Raw genomic sequence first — 20,096 nt, forward strand, 5'->3', positions numbered from 1 at the left:
CGCTAAGAAATTTGGAAGCAGCACACGATTGCGTTCAACGGTGACACTACTCTACGGAGAACTTTTTTGTCTTCAGCAGAGCCTACAAAGACTGTTTACCGAGCTGAAATAGACGGCCTGAGAGCCATTGCTGTGCTTTCGGTTGTTGCTTATCACGCTTTTCCTTCACGCTTAACGGGTGGTTTCACCGGAGTTGATGTCTTTTTCGTCATCAGCGGGTATCTGATTACCGCCCACATCTTCGCGAGCCTTGACGAAGGCAAGTTTTCCTTTCTCGAGTTCTTTGTCAGGCGCATCCGGCGGATTTTTCCGGCCCTCATTCTCGTGATGGCCAGCTCTCTTATTTTCGGCTGGTTTGCCTTGGTGTCAGAAGAGTTCCAACAGCTTGGACAACATGTAGCCAGTGGCGCGGCGTTTATCGTCAATTTCATTCTAGTGGGCGAAAGCGGATACTTCGGCACTGCCGCAGACACAAAGCCCATGCTGCATTTGTGGAGTCTCGCCGTCGAAGAGCAGTTTTACATCGTCTGGCCACTCGTTCTGTGGCTGGCGTGTAGGCAGCGTTTCAGTCTTATATGGATTACAATATTGGTCGGAGTGGCGTCCTTTTATTTCAATGTTCGCTTTGTGGCGTCGAAACCGACCGAGGTCTTTTTCTGGCCTTCCGGCCGTTTCTGGGAATTGTTGAGCGGCAGTGTGCTTGCTTGGTTGATGCTATACAAGCGGGATGAGCTGGAAAGTGCCAAGGTGCGCGTCGACGCATTCATCGGGCGGATGGTCCCTTCGGGGATCGCGTCAAAAAAGACGGCCTTTACCGAAAATGCTATGGCCTTTGGGGGGCTTTGCCTCCTTCTTTACGGTTTAGTAGAGATCAACTCAAACGTGCCGTTCCCGTCCACTTGGGCCCTTGTTCCAGTTTGCGGTGCCATTCTTATAATAGCAGCAGGAGCAACTGCTTGGTCCAATCGGATCTTTTTGATGAATCCGGTTGCGATCTGGTTTGGGTTGATCAGCTATCCACTTTATCTTTGGCACTGGCCTATTTTGTCGTTTCTCCAGATTGTCGAAAGTGGTGAACTTCCGAATCGAGATGCACGAATTATTGCGGTAGTATTGGCGATTCTTCTTGCCTGGCTTACGGTCAGGTTTGTTGAAAAGCCTTTACGATTTGGACGCCGGAACGTTCACCTGAAGGTAGTCGGTTTGACGGGAGCGATGATTTTCGTAGGTGCGGCGGGGCTGTTGATTAGTCGGACGGATTTCTCGGAGTCGCACACGCTGGAAGAGCTCCTAGTCAAACGCCCGGGGGCTGAACACATTTATGGCTCATCTTCCAGATGGTATCAGGGTCAGGAAGGTTGGCTGTTTTTGGGGAATGCGTTTAACGATACAGTTGCCAAACTGAAGCTTGCCTCTTCTCCCGCTTCGGCGAACATTGAGCGAGAGGCAAATCTTTTCGCGAACTTGGCTGAAGCTGCAGAAACAGCAAACACTTCGGTTGTATTGTTAATTGGTCCCAATAAATCGACGCTCTATCCGGAATATCTCCCCGGTGAGATCGAGCCTTCTGAGCGGCGCTACGTGACTTATTTCACTGAGCGATCGGATACCATTGCAAACATGACTGTGGTTGATCCAGTCGAAGACTTGCTGCGCACCAAAGAAAGTGCGGGATTGTTGTATTACAGAACAGACACGCACTGGAACAATAGGGGAGCGTTTCTGGCTTTCTCTGTTTTGGCAGACCGCATGGGCTGGCCCGTTCCTGACGTATTCTTCGAAGCAGACATGCCGCACTCAGGTGATTTAATCAAGATCTCTGAGCTTGAGGGCTTTCCCATGACCACAGGCGATAATTGGAAGATCGAATGGGCCACTGAGCCTGACCTGGAAATCAAGCCTCTGGCGAACCAACCGGAAACCGCCTTTGGTCGCGCTGAGATTGTGATGAACAAGGCACCACTGTCTGAGCAGACCGTATGGGTTATTGGCGATTCCTTCACAACAGCTCTGAAGCCCTACATTAACGCGAGCTTTAAGGAGGTCCATTATCTTGGGCACTGGGATTCGAAACTGCGCACGCTTCCACAAGACCTTACGAGTGCAGAGGAAAAACCAGACCTAATCATCGTGATCCGCGTGGAGCGGTCGTTTTGAGTTGAAATGGTGAATGCCCCGCCAAAGAACGTGATTTGCAGTAGGAGCCAAGGTTATGGGTTCGAGCCCGGAGGGTTTCAAAAACCACCGTTTGTTGAACCTCTCGAAAGCATCCATTGGCGCAACCGCAGCGAAAGCCTGGTTTTGTCCCGCTTCTGAGACATTGTTGAAGCCGCCATTGGTCCCAAAAAACCTGACGACGGACACTTTTGGGCTGGGCCTTCGGGTCTGGCCTTTTTCTTTTGGACGTGTCCGCAAATCGTGTTGGTCGGACGATGAACACACAGCAGCCATTCGCGTGTTGGCCTCCTCATTCGTGATTTTCACGCCATCATCTCACGCATTGTTTCCCCAATGAAAACAGTGACCTGCAAGACAACAGTTTAGGAAGCGTAACAGGCCCAATTATATACTTTTGGGTGCTTAACCTAATCAAAGGAGACGTCGCTTAGGGCGGGAGTGCTGTTTTATTCTCTGACCAAGAGCAAAAAGCACAAGCAAGTGTAAGCCAAATCTAATCTGAAAGTGGAAAATCAATGAGAACAGGCACGTTTTTACTTTTGGACGGTAATTGGACGGGTGCTGCTGCCACCTTCAATGTAACTGGTGTAGTTACCCTAACCTCCGATGTCGGCACCACCGTTGAGGATGGTGACTCGTTTGATGGTAGCATCATAACCAAATATTTTGCCTTTGATTATGATTACGAATATACGATGAACGACGGCACAGTTTTTACCCCTTCCAACGCAGCAGGCAGCGCAATGATAATTGAGCTTGCTGATGGCCGCACACTGTTCTCGTTTGGAAATTCATCATTCCCTTCATCAAGCGATGAAATTGCAGCAAACGGCTCGGGAGTTGCTACAGTAGCTATCCCAACCGGGATAAATACTATCTCAAATACTGCTCCTGATTATTATTTGGGTAGCGATCCTATCTGCTTCACCCGTGGCACCCTGATCAAGACCGATCAAGGCGAGCGCCCGATTGAAGAGCTTGCTGCTGGCGATATGGTACTGACGATGGACCACGGGTATCAGCCCATACGCTGGATCGGGTCGTCCAAACGAGCAGCTACAGGCGATCTTGCCCCCATCCTGATCCGCAAGAGTGCTCTGGGGAATGACCGTGACCTACGCGTCAGCCCACAGCACCGTATGCTCCTTCAAGGCTGGCAGGCAGAACTGCTCTTTGGCGAAGTTGAAGTGCTGGCGACAGCCAAGTCCCTGCTGAATGACCAGACCATCCTGCGTGACGAAGGGGGTGAGGTAGAGTATTTCCACATGCTGTTTGATACCCACGAGATTATCTACGCTGAAGGCTGCGCTTCTGAGAGCTTCCACCCGGGCCAACAGGGCTGGACAGCCTTGGATCAAGCCACACGGGATGAAATCCTCACGCTCTTCCCACAGCTTGCTGACGGCACCCTCAACGACTACGGCCCCTCTGCCTGCATGAGCCTCAAGCATAAAGAGGGCAAGCTCCTTGGGTCCTATATGGCTGGGAGCGTTTAGCGCTTGATCTAAGTCAGGTCGCGGCTTGTCTGAGTTTTGGCCCGAACGAACCGTAACTGGGACAGCAATCGAACAGCCGCTGTCAAAAATGCGAACAAAAAGGAGTGTCTTGGACATGTCAAAAATTAAATATCTCGTCATACCGCTGGCGTTCGGAGTTTCTGGATGCCTCAGTGCCGTGAACTATGAAACCGCACCGGTCGTCGTCTCTACAGCGCAGGGTCCAGTGACTTGCCAACTTTACACGAGAGAGCAAGTTACGTGGGACCGATCTATTGGGAGACCAGAAGAGATGTCTGTTCAAGTCGCTGATGCCGTCTGCGTCAACGAAGGGCTTAAACGCTCCAGGTGATGGATCCGCACTTCCTCGTGACCAGTCCGGTCTAATGTTTCAAGCGACTGCTTTCTTAATGAAAACAGTCGCCTGAAAAGTAACAGTTTAGAGTGCGTAACAGGCCCAATTACATCCAATTGGATACTTAACCTGTTCGAAGGAGTCGCGGCTTAGAACTGGGGCCTCTCTTATTTTCCGGACGAAAAGCAGGGGCAAGCTAAATCTAGAGGCACCTATGACTATTTTCACAATCAATTACATTGATGCAGATTCACCCAGCTTCACTGGAGTTCCCAATGCTTTCACCATTGGATCTGCGGCCGATATCGTATCGCTTACTCTGGACGATGATGATGGATTTTTGGACGTACAGGGTAATGACCTTGGGGGAACGCCAGGGATCGCTCAGAATGACTCAAACCCTTCTGGAACTACCGGGTTTGAACCTGGGGAGACAGTTCAATATTTTCGAGCATATTCCGTGTCTGGATCTGACGGCTCTACTGGAACCATTTATTATATGTCTAATGCCAGCGGTAGTGGCATTCAAGGAATTGCTGCCGACTTTCCTTTTGTCGTGGGGGTCACATACACGCCGGGTGCCCAGCTTCCGGCCACGTCTGCGCCGTATGAAACCCTAGCCCCCTGCTTCACCCGTGGCACCCTGATCAAGACCGATCAAGGCGAGCGTCCGATTGAAGAGCTTGCTGCTGGCGACATGGTGCTGACGATGGACCACGGGTATCAGCCCATACGCTGGATCGGGTCGTCCAAACGAGCGGCCACAGGCGATCTTGCCCCCATTTTGATCCGCAAGGGTGCTCTCGGGAATGACCGTGATCTACGCGTCAGCCCACAGCACCGTATGCTCCTGCAAGGCTGGCAGGCAGAGATGCTCTTTGGCGAACTTGAAGTGCTGGCAACAGCCAAGTCTCTGCTGAATGACCAGACAATCCTGCGTGACGAAGGGGGTGAGGTGGAGTATTTCCACATGCTGTTTGATACCCACGAGATTATCTACGCTGAAGGCTGCCCTTCTGAGAGCTTCCACCCGGGCCAACAGGGCTGGACAGCCTTGGATCAAGCCACACGGGATGAGATCCTCACGCTCTTCCCACAGCTTGCTGACGGCAACTTCAACGACTACGGCCCCGCCGCCCGCATGAGCCTCAAACATAAAGAGGGCAAGCTGCTTGGCGCGTATATGGCTGGGAGCGTTTAGCCTGAAGTTGATGAGCCGTCTCAGGCCGTCTGGTTGGTTCCAGTAGCTGTTGGCCTTGGATCATTTGGCTACCAAAACGGCTACTGATTGATATTTTAATATTAGATACAATAACTTGCCTGTTAAATAATTGGATTGAAAATCCTCGTGTCGGTGGTTCGATTCCGCCCCTGGGCACCATTTTTCCGAAACGGATATACTCAATTTCCCTTAAAAACATGAGTATATAAGCGTTTTCGGTTTGGGTAAGCTCAGAATTGCTACAGTATTTGCTACGGAAATTGCTACAGTGAATGAGTTCTGCAGCTTTGAGCCTTTCAGTGTAGCCTCCAGAATGAAGGTAACCTTTCTCTTGGATATTTTATTCATCTGGGAAGGGCCATGGATCCAACTCCGTGGCTCGCAATGACCACAGGACATCCCATGTCGTCCAAGGCTTGCAATAGAAGGAGTGTATCGCTTGCCGAGTAAGCCCATCCAATGGCGCACTTGGCCATCTCCAATTTTGCGCTAACCCGAGGCTTTTTTGCGCGAAGCAGTTGGGGGCTTGCTCTCCTTTGTCCTAAGTTAAGTGTCCTGATTCAACTGCTTCGGTGCCAGCTATGCCGATAGCGGTTCAGAGTGGCGTTGCAGAGTTGGGTTTCTGTGACCTACGGGGCAGAGTTCCTCGCAATGGGTCTTTCTTTCAGCAGCTTCACACAGTGCGTCTTTGTTTCGGCGCGGCTTCGGCGATGGTATCCGCTTCATCGCCGCCAGATGGTAACAACCAGATATCTTGAGACATTTGCGGCCTCGCTCCGAATGATAGCGCCTGCGCTCGAGGGTTTCTACGGTTTGGCGTTCTTGCGAGAGGTACGACGGTTCGAGCTCCGCGCACGACAACCGCGTCGTAATATTTTCGGGTACCATATCTGCCGATCCATCGTCTATGACGTGGTTTTTGCCATCAGTGAGGACGCGACGCTGGCTGGGATGCTAATGAATGATCACACATCGCAGCAAGCACGCAAAAAATACACCGGGGACCGCGCCAAGCAAGCCGCGCTTGCTGCTGCCGGCAAGGAAATAGATGACCTCTTTGATGCGTTTGGCGCATGATCCCTTTAGGGGGACATAGGCCCGGCACCATACCCTTCTTGGGTTTTTTCATTGACACTTTAAGCGCCTCGCGTCGCCATAGGCGTTTGACCCTCTTGTCATTCACTTGCCAGCCTGCATCTCTCAGCAGGGCAGCAACTCGGCGATATGCGCGGACCACGTCAAGGGGGAGGCTCAAAGTCGCACAGATTCATTTAAGCAAGTCTTTGAAATATGATAGCGATCCGGCACTCAACAAATTACGGTCAAGAAACCCGTTCCAAGCTTCGCAGCTGGTCTCTGGCAAGAAGACGCAATTGTGACAGGCTGCGTGGTTCCCGTTCGAGCCGCTCCGGGCCATTCCCTCTGAGCAGAGCGGATCGGCTGAGCAGAGCTCATGGTCTGTCAGTGCCTGTAGGACCAGTTGTTCCATCCTTGCTGGTCGTGCCTGTCGAGAAAGTCCTCCCATCGTGCCGTCCGCGTCCGGCGTAGAGGTGTAGATAAGTAGCCCGGCCATATTCGGCCCTACATACAGGCGTTCACGCAAGGCGCTCGAGGAGTACCCGCTGTCGAGTGACAGTCGCGCGATTAGTGCGTGTGCCAAGGTGTGGACCAGCATGTATCGCGCGTTGAGTTGAGACGGCGCGCCATCCACCAGTTTGCCTTCGGCCCGAGCCGTGTCCATGTGAGTTTGGATAAGCTGCAGAATATGCGCTTCGACATCCGACCGCTCCTCCCAGGTGGAAACTGCCTCAAGGTTTAGCGATAGGAATACACCTTCGCCATGCATTGCGACGGCGGGCAACCATGACAGGTCTGACCGAGACAGTGGTACCGGATCCGGTACGCCGCCGACCTGTGCCTTCAGCCTCGTAAACCCAGTCAATGCCCGCACTTCCCGCAAGCGCTCCACTGATGATATCCAGGAAATTACTCCAGAGAGTACATCGGGCACAGGTTGATGACGGTTGAGCAGAATCGACGCGTCTTCGTCAGAGGATGACGTGTCTGTCAACAGCATGCGGAACTCGCCGAGTCGAAGGTCTTCTTCGGCTTCCGTATCGCCTTCTGAGAATTCACGGTAAAGCCGAGCAATGTTTTCAGCTGTGTCATCACCGTCCCAATCGGGAAGGACGTCGTAATTGATGTAATCGATCAGTGCGGCGTCATCATCTTTTCGCCGACTCAATGCCTTCAAGTGGTCCTGAAGTCTGTCTGCGAAACCCACCTTCCAATCGGGAAGGGTAATCGCGCTCTGCTCGATCGAGAAATAGACGTTACTTGCCCCCCGTTGCGTGGTCCGCGGCGTGGCCTCGCATCCAGTCTCGCGACCGCCAAGCCATGGTCTGCCACCACGACATTTATGACCCGGAATTCCCTTTGGAGAGAATGCCTCGGACATGGAGCGCCTTGCTTCACAGGATTTGCATGTTAGCAGCAGCCCGCCGATGCCGGCCCCGATGGTTTTTAGCGCCAAAACTGGGCCCGAACACCCGGCTTCGTGCGTCAGCCAGGAAGTCCAAGGGAAATCATCGAGGTGGCCCTTTTCGCATATTGTAACGAACCGGACGGGTACCACCGCTGGTTTGCCACGACATCGGCCGCAATGCAGGCTATCTCCGTTCCGCGAGGGCGACCATTGCCCGGAACGGTTGATGACATGGCACTCGGGACACGAGAGCCAGTCGGGAAAGCGTTCGATCGGAAGCACACGGTCCTTTGTCTGTCCGTCCTTTACGTAGGTCCCGACTGGGGGTGCCCTGAAGTGATTGACGCCCAGAAGCGCTTCGAGTCGCGGTTCCCGAACCACATCCTGCTTGTAGCCGCCTTTCGTGTAGGCCTCCCAAGCTTCCAGCCCCTGCATGACCCCGGAAAGCAGCGCTCCACTTCCGGGTAGCCGGAAATCGACGATTGCCCCTGGTCCGAAGGTCGAAATGATTTGGCTGCGGCGGATGCTGCCGACATTCTTGCTCATTGGATTTCCTCAGCGCCCGATGGCTCAATTTCCTTGATGACAAATCCTGTCGATGGTTCGACAACGCGCAACGTTCCCGGAGTAGCCCTTGCGAGACCCTTGGAAAACCCGACAGCGTTCGATGTCGCATGTGCGTCGGCCGAGATCAGCAGGGCGTTGTCCGACCAGTTGTCCCAGTATTCCGGCAACGTTCCGCGACGCAGCCAGAGCTTCAGGAAATCATCAAGTTCGCGACGGGCGGCCATGGCCTCGCCGGCGTCCACGTTGGAGATCCGCTGACATATCTGATCAATCAACGCTTCGAGTTCTGCTTGATGTTTTTCAGCGGCAGACGGTGTGTCCAGCATGCCTGGCACCAGATGCCGTGCCATTGCAACGAAGGGAGCATGGAGCGCCTTGTCGCGCGCCCTAGGGGCGAAAGGTGTCACCCCCGTCGCCTCTACATCCCGGTAGAGGGCGCCATGCCAAGTCGGAAACGTCTCGTAGCGGCTGCGGTCGCGGGACTTGCTCGCATTGTAGAGCGTCACGACCAATCCAGGCACCTTTCCGCGCCCGACGCGGCTCGTCGCCTGAATGTATTCCGCGATGGTCTTCGGTTGACCATTTACCAACATCAGGCCCAGACGCCCGACATCGAGACCGACTGAGATCATGTTGGACGCGAGCACGACATCGGCAGCCTCCCCGCTGTCACGGGTTGTATCCAGCTCCAACAGCTTGTCACGGATTTCCTCAGACTTCACCCGACTCGTTAGCTCGGTTGGCGGTTGAAGGTGGCGGGGGACTTCCTCACGCCGTGCCGAAATCAGTTTGAGGCCGTGTGTGACGTCGTCCTGCATGATGATCGAAGCGCTGCCCAGTTCGCGCAGCGAGTTGAAGTAGCCGACGAGGGTCCAGTAGTGATCCTCCTCTGCGCTGGAAAATGAGGGGTCGGCAGCCGATTGGAGGAGCGACGATGCGATGGCCTGATAAATGTAGCTTCCGGTGCGGCCCGCTGTGGTAATGCCCAAATACAGCCGACCGGGACTGTCCTCTTCAATACAGGCAAAGCCTGAATTGGAATGATGCAATCCGGGCGGTGGAAATTGCATGACAGTGCGGTTGAACAGATTCAGGACCTGATCTTCCGCACGCCGGATCGTTGCGGTGGAACCGATCACCTTCGGCTGTCGGATGTCTCGGGCGCACAATGCGTCAATGGCCGTTTCGAACAGGCCTGCCATGCTGCCCAAAGGCCCGGAGATGAGGTGCAATTCATCTTGGATGATTAGGTCTGGCGGCAGGCGCCCTGCGTCACCAAGTCCAAACAAGCGACCGGTTTCTTTCTTTGTCACGATCTGGACGAACTTGTCTACTGTACCCAGAAGCAGTGTCGGAAGCTCGCGGTAAATATCCTCGTCGACCGTCCAGAACGGAAGGTGATCGCGCGTCTGGCCCGATCTGCATGTGTTGTCGCGACAGCATGCATGTATCCGGTCGCCACTCTCAGCCACATCCCAGTCCAAGTGTGACCCACAGTCCGGGCAATGTTCGATCTGTGCGGGGGAGCCGGTCTTTTTAGTCTCATCAATCTTGTTCGGTGTAGTATCCCTGCCAACCCAGAGGCCGATGGAAATAGGCGCGCCTTTCGCGAGTGACGGTGGAATGCTGATGCCGGGGCAATCGCAGTCGCCTGTCCGCAACAGATCGCAGGCAAGGATCATCGCTGCAGCTCGTTGGAACTGCTGTGCCGTCAACAGCCGCAGCGTGTAGCGCATCAGCACGGTCACGCCTTCCGTTTCCTGTCCGCCCTGCTGGCGACGAAGAAAAATGGTGTAGGCGGTCAACAGAAGATAGGCTTCGGTCTTGCCGCCCCCGGTAGGGAACCAGAGCAGGTCCATCACACCGCGATCTGTGTGATCCTTGTCTCCTGTCGATGCCATGCAAAGAAGGACGAAGGCCATTTGAAACGGCCGCCAAATCAAAGGAGAAACCCGAGCGTCCCTTTTCCGCTTCCATTCGTTCTGCTGCCACAATGCTCGATTGGCGAGACGGAATGCGAGCATCTCGGGCCCATCTTTCTGGAGGAGTTCAATGCCGCCCCGCATCCTCATGAGAGCGTTCCGGCACTCATTCATATGGCGATGCGCCGTGTCCTGCAGACTTGGTGGCAGCGTGCCCACCTCGGTTTCACGGTCTGAAATCCAGTCGTCGTAACATGCGCAGAGCGCTTCGAGCGCAGCACAGACGTCCGCAGCTGCTGCCACAGACAACCACTCGGATCCCAAGGCACCCTCCAGTTTTGACGCGACGAGTTTTGCAAAGTGTGCCGGATCGCCAAGCGGTCCGGGTGACTTGACCAGCTTCGACGGCAGCCACTCGGTCGAGAGCCTTATTGCTCCATCTGGCAGTCTTTCGCTTCGGATAGAGCAAGTGTGTCCAGCACCATAATCCGGCGCATCGCGATAAAGCAGCGCTGCTGTGGCGCGGTCTTCTTCACACACACGTTGCAACGGATCCGGGCGGGGAACGATGGTGGCAAAGTCTGGATCAGCCTCCACGGCAAATTCGACTTGATGCAGGTTTCCGACATCCCGTAATCCACGTTCAGGTTTGTCCGGCATCACATTCTGGTTCAGAAGAATGATTGTCACGAGATAGAGGTCGCCATGCTTGCGCGTCCGCAGCCAGAGCGCCAAGTCTGGGATGCCGGGAACGTCGTACTTGCCGTCCTCGTCGCCGGGTAATTCTATAGACTTTCGGGCTGCCAAGGGTTTTCGTTTCCAATCGAAACCGGGGCGACCTTTGTCGGACGCCGCACGAGGACAGGCCTCGTATTGGGATGCCGAGACGTTCAGGTTGAGCAGAACATTCTCTCCATCCTCGGGCCGCACCGCAAATGAGAGACCCGCTGAGCTGGGGCGAAACGTGTCCGGTGGCACACGGGATATGGCATCGTCTTCCTCATCCGATGCAAGTACCGCACCTTCCGTCTCATCGACTCCATGTGGGCTTTTCTGCGCAAAGAGGATGCCGGTCATGTAGATTTCTGACGGGCTGTCTTGCAGAATTTCGTCCGCGGAAAGCGGACCCATAAGATCCTGTGTCAGGCGCTCGACCATTCGCTGGCGTGCAACGTCTGTCTGTTTATCTGTCACCTTCAATCCCTTCATCTCTCCCTCCTCGCGCTACGCCGTGAAGCACCGGCAACAAGGTCACAGCATCGATCCTGCCGTCGTTCCGACGGTCAACAACCGTTGAGGCCCCGACCACGCGAATGGTATCAGAAGCAATCTTTCCTCCTGTGACCTCGATGTGATCGAGGTCCTCAGCCAGCGTTGCTTGTACTTCCGCCAAAGGCTCTCCTCTTTCGGTGAAGAGACGCCAAGGTGCCCCGGCATCCGGCGAAGCTCGCCTGAAGGAGCAACTCGGTTGCTGGAATGCTGCTTCCCAGACGGACAGAGCTGGAGCGATCCCATCTAAGGGCCGTAAGCCCTCCGTGCCGGACAGCAAAAGGCCTCCGCCATTACCGCGCAACCATCGGCTACCGTTCGGTCCGGATCGAACCGTGGTAGATTGAGCCCTCCCGAGATAAAGGTTCGTCGATGCCCTTGTCGCACCGACGAACAGAATCCGCGCTTCTTCTTCCCAGTTTACGTCTTCATAGGTTGGAACTGGTGGGAGCATGAGAAGGACGTTCGATGCCTCTCGGCCCTTCGCACCATGAATCGACCCCAACAGCGGACCTGCGGTGCCCACATGGTCACGTGTGAGTTCCACTGGCTCTCGGGCAATCGTTTCGCCGATGTCTTTTAGACGCGTCGCGGACTCATTGCCGAGGGCTTGTAGATCGGTAAGGATGTCTTCTGCCTCCAAAGCGAAAGGTGCTGGGTGGAGGTCTGCGAGTCGTCGCCGCACATGTTCAATACGAATGGCCGCCCCAGGAGAAATGCCAGCACAGATTGCACCAACCACAGGATCGCAAACTGTGGTCTGTCCAGAAAGTTTAAGGCGATGGGTGCGCGCGGCTCGTGTTAGCCGAACTGAAGCCGCTTCGGTTGCGGCGCGCCCTCGGAAAAGGATGAGACTGTCATCTCGCCAAGGGAATACCGGCCCGGTTAGGCTCACATTTGGATCCGTCGCCACGTCTTCGAGCATTTCTCGGAGTTCGATATAAGTGGAATGCGGGTCACCGCCTGACTCAAGGAGCGCTCGGGCTTGCCTGAAGAACTGCTGTAATTCTGACGACCTCGTCCGGTGGTTAGCGGCTAACTGCCGGTTTTCCCAACCATGTCCATCGCGGAGTTCGGCGTGAAGAGGCCGCCCGCCCTCGCTGTCGCCTGCCCAAGACCCGTAGATCGCCTGCGCACTGTCGCCCAGAATCGTGACGCCGATGCTCGAAGGCATGGCATCGATCAGGGCGCGGCAAAACATGCGCCGTTCACCGACGATATCCTGCGCCTCGTCGATCACCAGATGGGAGATGCGCGAAATTTGATCCAGCATAGCCTGTTCGCCGCCTGTGATCGCCTTCCGGGCGGTGCGGATGACCCGCTCGTATCCACCTGGGGGAGCGTCGCCGAGTGTTGTTACGAGGTTCCACGCTAGTGAGTCTATGGTGCCGCACACAACACCACCAGAGTAGGTGTGTTCACCTAAGGCGGCCGAAATGCGACGTCCCACCTCCTCGGCGGCGACCCGGGTGAACGTGATGAGACGGATGCGTGCCGGCGAAAGCCCCTGCTGCACCAGGTTGATGACGCGTTCTGTAGCTGTGTGCGTCTTACCACTGCCGGGCCCTGCGGTGACAATCTGCCGCGCGGTTGCCGAACGTTCGATGACTGCTAACTGTGACGCATCGGCGACATTACCATTGTTCTGAGACAGTGGAAAATGCTCACGTATCCAAGTTGATACAGCATCCGAGATTTTTTGCCCCGGCATGATACCAGCAAGACATAACAATCGAATTAATGGGGAAGAGGGCGCAAAATCCAAGTGCCAGACCCCGTTATCGAGCAACTGCCAGAGAGCGGTAACTTCATCATCCGAGAGGTATCCAACATAGTCGAAAACACCGACAGCGTCTTGTGGCACCACGTCTGTAGCTCGCAATAAACCATGAGGCTCGCCTTGCGACGGGTCTCCGCCCAAGAGGATGCATTGGTCCCCTTGATGCAATATCGATACCGCCCGCCGTTTAACGAGGACCTTGTCACCGTAAGAACGGCCTGACCCGAGATCACCACAAGTGATGAGCGCAGCCACGACAACTTCGGCCTGCTTCTTTGCTTCCGTTTCCGCCATTCCGAAGACAATGGCCGCGGCGCTAAGAGCTGCGATTGCCCTTGTTTCTGGCAAGGCACCCAGATCATGAAGATCCCTGCGCAACTGCGTTGCGAGTTTTTGCATCGGTGGGAGATCGTCTAAGGTGGCAGCATCGGTTTTATACATTTTGTCTTCTATTCGACCCGGTAAACGGCCATGTCTATTGAAATATTTCTCGAAGACCTTCAATCTTCCACAACCATTAGTGGCGTCTGAATGATGATTTGAAAAGATGAATGAACTAAATACCAATGAAAATTTTCTGGCACGTATTTTTTCGGACCTGTCCCGACAACGAGACGGGGGAAGTATTTACCTAATAGAACACGGACTTCCGCGCGACAGTATCGAGGAGCTACAATACCTTGTGCGGCAAAGGGTAGAGCGGCATCAATTCAATAAGCAGGCATGGCAAAACTATCCCTTTTCTGCATGTGTGGCCATAACGGAAGCAGCTTATGAATATCGGGGGACGGGGACTGACTTCTGGCCAATGATTGAAACGGCCATCAATATCGAAATTCCAATTCAGCAACGACCTGTGATTTCTGATTTGTTCCGAGTATGCGCCAAGCGTGTCGGAACGGTGCGACCGTTTGAAGATGCATGGTCCTCGGTGTTCCCACATATAGCTTGGCCCATCCGCAATGCTATGGTTCCCCGAGAGGTTCATGCCCCATTGGCGCGCCTTGTCAGAGTGTTCCTGAACCAATCCAGAAGTATGAGTGTGAACCGAGCCACGCTGCCGGGCTTGCGTGAACTCGCGCGCGGCTTTGGGTCTCGACGACTTGAAGCGTGGCTCCAAGACGATGACCTTGCACTCTCAGTGATCGGCTATCTCGCTACCGGGCGGGCTGGGGACTTGAGTATAGAGACCGACTTCATGCAGCGTCTCGCCGTAGACCTGCGTTCTGAAAGTGAAGTCAAACGTCTTGAGCGTGTCATTAGGGCTCGGCGGCTTGCTCAGCATCAAGAGCTGGGAAGCCTTCCAAAGGCAACTTATGAACTTCTGCTCGATGATGCAGAGGCACGCGGTCTGGCCGTCAGGGGCCCCCGCCTTACCCAAACAGAAATCGAAGCTGTCCAGTCCGATCTCGATCTCCCGCTATCGCACTTTACTGTAACAGTCGGAGCCCGATCTACTACACTCGAGCGGTTCCTAAACGGGGATGCCGTATTCATAGGGCGCCCAGTTCGCGAGATTCCTCAACCACAAGTAACAGGACTTGAAGCGCCAGAGTGGTTGAAAGCCGTCGTTGTTCCCGCTCAGAGTCTGCTTTTTCGAGATGAAGGCGACGACGGGTATCAGACTCAACTTCGGCCCACAGACAGGGTGACTGCAGGAATATCATTCTATGAACTGCTGCTTGAAGGCCTAACCCCCGATGAATGGGAGGACGGGCTTTACCATTTTGTGAGCGGAACTCAGGAGGGCGATACCGTGCTGGCTCGGCATGGGCTCCATGTGAACGTCGAGCCTCCAATAGATTTTTTCGGTGGTCTAACTCTGCATTACGACACAACGGTCGTAACGCAGGCTTCTGGGCGACCAATTCAGGCGCGGGGTAGGACCGCAATCGGTCTCATCGCCGAGCGGCTTGACCATCCGGAAAGCACCGAGTTCCGGTTCACTGATGAGCGCTGGCACCAATTGCCAATGACAGAGGGGATCTGGACACTATCCCCAATCGAAAACCCGAAGGCTCCATCGATTGATCTCTTGTTCCGTGATATCGAACCGCCCGCGCCTGCAACCCTGTCTCTTCAACCTGAAGGGATCGGCCTTTCGGAAATGGCGCGAGGCGCAGGTGCTCTGCATCTCATGACACCGATCACGTTGCACGATATCGACATCGATATCACGCTGGAATCCAGTGACGGTCAATCCAAAACAGTACATTTCCGTGCATCGACCTCGCCCACGACGATTGCATTTGACAGACCCGAGTTTTCTGAATTCCGGGCTGCGGCACGTCTTTGGGCCGGGGGCGCTATGCACGCCCGCTTGCGGGCTCATGCAGCATCGCTGGACACCCGGTCTTGGAATTTGGCGGTGCCGGAGCCGGAATGGAAGTATGACCGTCGAAGCGGTAAATGGAACAGGGAAGGCCAAGAGCCGGTCGAGTCGCTTGTCTGCGATCCCGTCAAATCGTGCGCCATTTTTCAACTAAAAAGTCCATCATCCACCAGCCGGTCGTCGGGATATCGGCTTTTACAACCGAGTGGGTCGAGCGATGGCACCTTGCAAAGCTGCTTGGTGGAAGAGCCCGAAGCTGGGACGATTCTTGAGGGATTGCCCCGCACGGCTGCAGATCCGATCGCACGCCATTCCGAAACCCGAGATGACATCTGTGGCTTGATCAGCGGGTTTGAAGCTTTTCTAAGTTGGAGCCTTGCCTCAGCAGAAACTGTGGTGGGCGAAGGCATTAGATCGAGCGCTTGTCGATGCCTTGAGGAACGGCTGGTCGCCGCGCTCTGCGGTGATCTCTGGATGAAGGCGGAAAAATCCTGCCGTGGTCTGGATGAAAGTTTTCACCGGCGGCTGGTCGCCGGAGCAATGAGGTTAGGTCTCGTTTGTGGCACCACCGCCTTCTCGCCGTTGGGTGAGCATGATAGAATCGAATTGGCCGACTTTCTGGAGGAACGCTTTCGCCGCGCTTTGCCCGCGCCAGACCTGATTGTCATTCCTGATGGCGAGATGTGGCCGGAAATGGACGACGCGGTTATTGACGCCTGGGAGCGGCTTTCGGAGAAGGCCATATCTACCGGCTCTTCGGAGCTCGAATTCGACGCGGGCAACGCCGATGGAAGTTGGCAAAAGGCGGTGGGTCTTGCCCGTGATGCGGCTCGTCTTCCTGAATTGACCGCGCTTCTGTTGCCGTCAGCGCGTGCTGTCAGTCTCGAAAGGGTTCCATATGAATCCAGCAACTTTGACGATCTAATTGCTGCCTTGGTTTCCACCCACTTTGACGTGCAGTCCCGCAGCGGTCGCTGGATTGCCCCTGCTGATCTGCGAACCCTGTTGCATCTGTTCCTTGCTCCGGAACGTGTCATGGATGATCCGGAATGGAGGGGCAGACTGCTACGCTTCGGGGCGGATCGTTTTACTGCACGCGCGGTGCGATATGCTGCCCTGCGCTACCGCGCAATGACGAATGTTGGCTTTTCATGAATACCTTTCATCTCACACAATCGGGTTTTTACGCCCTCGAACGCCTTGTAGCAGCCGAATCCTCGGAGATGGGTGGTGCCCTTGGTGTCGCGGCCGACCCCTATCCACACCAAATCGAAAACCTGCGCCGTATACTTGCTGATACGGAAATTCGCCACCTGCTCGCTGATGAGGTCGGCATGGGGAAAACTGTGCAGGTACTGATGATTTTGAACATCCTGCGACGGCGCGATCCATCACTAAGGGTCGCGATCGTTGCTCCGGACCGGATCTGCTATCAGTGGCAGGTTGAATTATCTGCTCGCGGACATTGCGCAGCGCTAATCCTTTCGGATGCAGATGGAGCCCCAGAAGTCCCGGATGGTGAGGGCCACGTCCACCTAATCAAAGCAGACATGGTCCGCAGGCAACCAGCACGCCCCTCTCCTGAAGACTATGATATGTTGATCGTCGACGAGATTCACGCCATGAATCTTGAAGACGCAGCGTTCCTTTCAAGCCTTTGCCGCGAGCGCCGAAATTCTGCTCGTTTCAGACATGTGTTGCTGCTGACTGCAACGCCGCGACTTGGAAATCCTGCGTGGGCGCGTGCTGTCATCGGCGCAATTGAACCAGAGCGCACTGCGATCGCTGGCATTCTTGGACTTGAACCTCTCGACTTTCTTGCTGAGGACGCCGCTATGGCGCAGGAACGTGTGTTGGATGGGTCCCTGTCGGCTAAGGCCTACAAGACAGCCTTCGCGGCAGACCGCCGCATCCTACGCCAGACTCGGGCCCAATGGCCGGGCATTGCGCCGGTGCGAAAGGTTCACACTGTCCGGACCGCACCTTCCGATGCCGAGATGCCGAAGATCATGCTGCAGAACGCGGCGTGTCGTGACGGCCAAGACAACGCTCTCGAGTCCGCACCATGGCTTCAGTGCCGTCAATTGTTCCGCGCCACATCCAGTGTTCGAGATGTACTGCGTCACCGGACGTTAGCGGCACATTCGAAACTGCGCGACGAGGTGGAAACGACCCTGTCTCGCAATCCCGGCAATGCATTGCTTGATGACCTGTGCGACTTGCTGCTCCATTTCTGGAACAAGGATCCTGAGCGGCCCATCATCATTGTTGCGGGAGATACGCCCACTGTGGACATGCTTGAACGGCGTCTTGGAGATATGTTCCCCCATCTGGCAAATAACGGCATAGCGACCATGCGCGGTCGCTATAGCACGGATCTGGTGGATGTCGTGGGCGCAGTCCAAAGTCAGGCGACCGTGTTGATCATGGAGGAGTTCGTCGAAGCGGGTCTCAATCTCCATAACTTTGCTGCCGACATGGTCTTCTTCAATCTTCCTTGGCAGGCAGCGCGGATCGACCAGCTTATTGGCCGCCTCGACCGACTGCGCTCTGGCGGGCTCAAGTCCTACTTGGACGACCGCAGCGTGGGCACGATCGGCATTTGGCGCATGGTCGTCGTCGGCTCGGCAGATGAAAGGGTGCTTGAGGCACTCGACCTCCTTGACGTGTTCGAACATCCATTGCCTTACCTCGACGAAGACCTTTCCCAACGCATCGACCAGATCATCACTGATGCGGCGGCAGGACGGGCCGATTTCAAGGAGTCTGCAATCGCATTGAAAGGGGAGCTGTCTTTTGGGCTACAGCCATCTGTGGCCAGCGCTTCCAAAGTGGAACGGGAAAGCCAGAACGAAGGCACAATAGTAGGCAGTATTCGTGCTGCTGAGCATGCGGGGAATGCTTGGCTGCATCTCTTGCACGCAAGTGGTGCCTTAAAAGGTGGATTTCCGAAAACAAACGATGGAGAGAGGGTCGCTACGCTATCATTGCCACGCCTCTTGGAAAGTTGTCTTTACAACCTTGGCACAATGACAACGCGGGATTCTGAGGTATTTCGATGGCGTCGTGACCGACTCGGGCGACCGCCCAAGAAGGATGTTATCCTTCCGGGAGACCGGCTTGGAAAACGTGCACGTTTTTTTTCGACAGGCGATGAATTGCACGACGATCTGGTAGATCAGGCTTTCAAAACATCAAAAACCGAAACCATTTCTCCGACGCCTGTTGGCGTTTATATTAAAGATGAGGAATCGGCGGCAGAGTTGGTTGGCAAGACGCTGCTCTTGGTTCGCGCTGCTTGGAGGCCTTCTTTGATAGAGGATCGTCGCCTCGAGGGCAGCAAAGACGACGCTCCGGCCGTCCAAATAGGACGAGCTGCCGATCGTCGCTGGGTCACCACACTGTTTCCGGACGCAGTCAGGACCAAGTGTCTTGTGATCTCTGACGATGGTGAGCCTCAATTGGGTTCTGAAAAGAACATTCGAGCGCTGTTGAGTGAAAAATGCGTGCCGACGGAGAACCAGAAAATTCAAAGGACGATTAAACCGTTCCGCGCAGTCCAAAAGTTTCTATCCGTGCTGGAAAGGGAAATGACAAAAGAGGAACGCGAGCGCCTTACCAATTTGCGCGATGAGGCGTTGACCGCCCTTGCAGATAGAAGACAGATCCTCACGTCCGAGACCGAGACTTACGTTCGATGGAAGCAGCTCAGAATCGAGCAGCTGCGAGCGCGCAACATTCAAGACAAACAACAAATCCAAATGACCGAGGGGCAGATTGCCGCGGAACAGCGTCGCATGGAGATACGTATTTCAGGAATGACCGATCGGGCGCGGCGTTTAGAAGACGTGATACTGCATCTCTCCGAGCCCATTTCGGCGGAAACCTTGGTGATGCTGGTGAGAGTGTTACCCCAAACCCATGTTGGAAACTGAACACCAGTCAGAAATTCCAATGCTGAATCTGATAGATATCGAACCTTAAACACGGGCGTTTTCTGCCTAATTTATTCGGAACCATGTCCTGACCTCAATGAACAAGAGGTCAGGCGAATTCGATGGGCTACAAGGTTGCGAGCATTGCGTCAAAAAGTGAAAGAGCAAGCTTGGAGAATGCTTTGCTCTACATTGCAAAGGCGATCGTTCTCGAGAACGGTGACGTATATCTACCCCTGTTTGAAAAGCTGGAATGTGCGCTCAATTCCCTTTCTGAACGGGAGACGACAATTGAGCGGGCTCGCCGGATAGCACAGGAAGCACGTGCAGCGTGACCTGTTCCTTAAAGGAACCTTTGTGAAAGGGCTGACGACATCAACTCCCCGGCGGTATACAGCGCTCAGGGTATAACGAGATCACCTGATCCCGCAACGCCGGATTTGCAGGCCACTTAGTCAGGCGCTCCAACAGCCCGAAGCAAAACGACTTGGCACCTTGTTGGCGACTTAGTTATTGACCACGGTGTTCTCGCTACGGTTCGTATGGATGCGCGCA

At 54.8% G+C, this 20,096-nt stretch carries 9 protein-coding genes, 1 tRNA gene and 2 pseudogenes; 7 read left to right on the plus strand and 5 right to left on the minus strand.

Annotated features, from left to right (window positions below; translation table 11 throughout):
• Positions 1 to 66: 66 nt before the first annotated feature.
• From TR2A62_RS17815 to TR2A62_RS18610, 4 genes are all read left to right on the plus strand, one after another.
• Positions 67 to 2,157, plus strand: coding sequence for an acyltransferase family protein (locus TR2A62_RS17815; protein WP_009158937.1), 2,091 nt, complete (start codon positions 67 to 69; stop codon positions 2,155 to 2,157).
• Positions 2,158 to 2,693: 536 nt separating this feature from the next.
• A complete protein-coding gene (locus tag TR2A62_RS18270; protein ID WP_009160109.1) occupies positions 2,694 to 3,674 on the plus strand; it encodes a Hint domain-containing protein in 981 nt (326 codons plus the stop codon).
• Between the two features lie 569 nt (positions 3,675 to 4,243).
• Positions 4,244 to 5,230, plus strand: a complete 987-nt coding sequence (locus tag TR2A62_RS16810) for a Hint domain-containing protein (RefSeq protein ID WP_009159424.1) — start codon at positions 4,244 to 4,246, stop codon at positions 5,228 to 5,230.
• Between the two features lie 109 nt (positions 5,231 to 5,339).
• A tRNA-Phe gene (locus TR2A62_RS18610) sits at positions 5,340 to 5,410 on the plus strand.
• Between the two features lie 482 nt (positions 5,411 to 5,892).
• On the opposite strand, the pseudogene TR2A62_RS19270 reads toward TR2A62_RS18610, so the two are convergent.
• The 5 genes and pseudogenes from TR2A62_RS19270 to TR2A62_RS16830 form a co-directional block, all read right to left on the minus strand.
• Positions 5,893 to 6,146, minus strand: a pseudogene (locus TR2A62_RS19270) (IS5/IS1182 family transposase); the annotation flags it as partial.
• 213 nt (positions 6,147 to 6,359) lie between these two features.
• Positions 6,360 to 6,476, minus strand: a pseudogene (locus TR2A62_RS18615) (IS3 family transposase); the annotation flags it as partial.
• Between the two features lie 42 nt (positions 6,477 to 6,518).
• Complete coding sequence (gene drmB / locus TR2A62_RS16820) at positions 6,519 to 8,282, minus strand: DUF1998 domain-containing protein (protein ID WP_009159480.1); 1,764 nt, start codon at positions 8,280 to 8,282, stop codon at positions 6,519 to 6,521.
• Complete coding sequence (locus TR2A62_RS16825) at positions 8,279 to 11,434, minus strand: hypothetical protein (RefSeq protein WP_040820917.1); 3,156 nt, start codon at positions 11,432 to 11,434, stop codon at positions 8,279 to 8,281. Before TR2A62_RS16825 ends, drmB begins: the two co-directional genes overlap by 4 nt.
• Positions 11,409 to 13,778 carry a UvrD-helicase domain-containing protein gene (locus tag TR2A62_RS16830; RefSeq protein WP_009158085.1) on the minus strand — a complete coding sequence of 790 codons (2,370 nt, stop codon included), beginning with the start codon at positions 13,776 to 13,778 and terminating at the stop codon, positions 11,409 to 11,411. The genes TR2A62_RS16825 and TR2A62_RS16830 overlap by 26 nt, the downstream gene beginning before the upstream one ends.
• Positions 13,779 to 14,310: 532 nt before the next feature.
• Here TR2A62_RS16830 and TR2A62_RS16840 point away from each other — a divergent pair.
• The 3 genes from TR2A62_RS16840 (at position 14,311) to TR2A62_RS16850 (ending at position 19,876) form a co-directional block, all read left to right on the plus strand.
• Positions 14,311 to 16,761 carry a hypothetical protein gene (locus TR2A62_RS16840; protein WP_223296137.1) on the plus strand — a complete coding sequence of 817 codons (2,451 nt, stop codon included), beginning with the start codon at positions 14,311 to 14,313 and terminating at the stop codon, positions 16,759 to 16,761.
• On the plus strand, positions 16,758 to 19,541 hold the full coding sequence (locus TR2A62_RS16845; RefSeq protein WP_009159922.1) for a DEAD/DEAH box helicase: 2,784 nt from the start codon (positions 16,758 to 16,760) through the stop codon (positions 19,539 to 19,541). Before TR2A62_RS16840 ends, TR2A62_RS16845 begins: the two co-directional genes overlap by 4 nt.
• Before the next feature lie 122 nt (positions 19,542 to 19,663).
• Positions 19,664 to 19,876: a hypothetical protein gene (locus tag TR2A62_RS16850; protein WP_009158785.1), complete on the plus strand. Its 213-nt coding sequence runs from the start codon at positions 19,664 to 19,666 to the stop codon at positions 19,874 to 19,876.
• Positions 19,877 to 20,096 lie beyond the last annotated feature (220 nt).

It is taken from the genome of Thalassobium sp. R2A62, assembly GCF_000161835.1.
Taxonomy (GTDB): domain Bacteria; phylum Pseudomonadota; class Alphaproteobacteria; order Rhodobacterales; family Rhodobacteraceae; genus Thalassobium.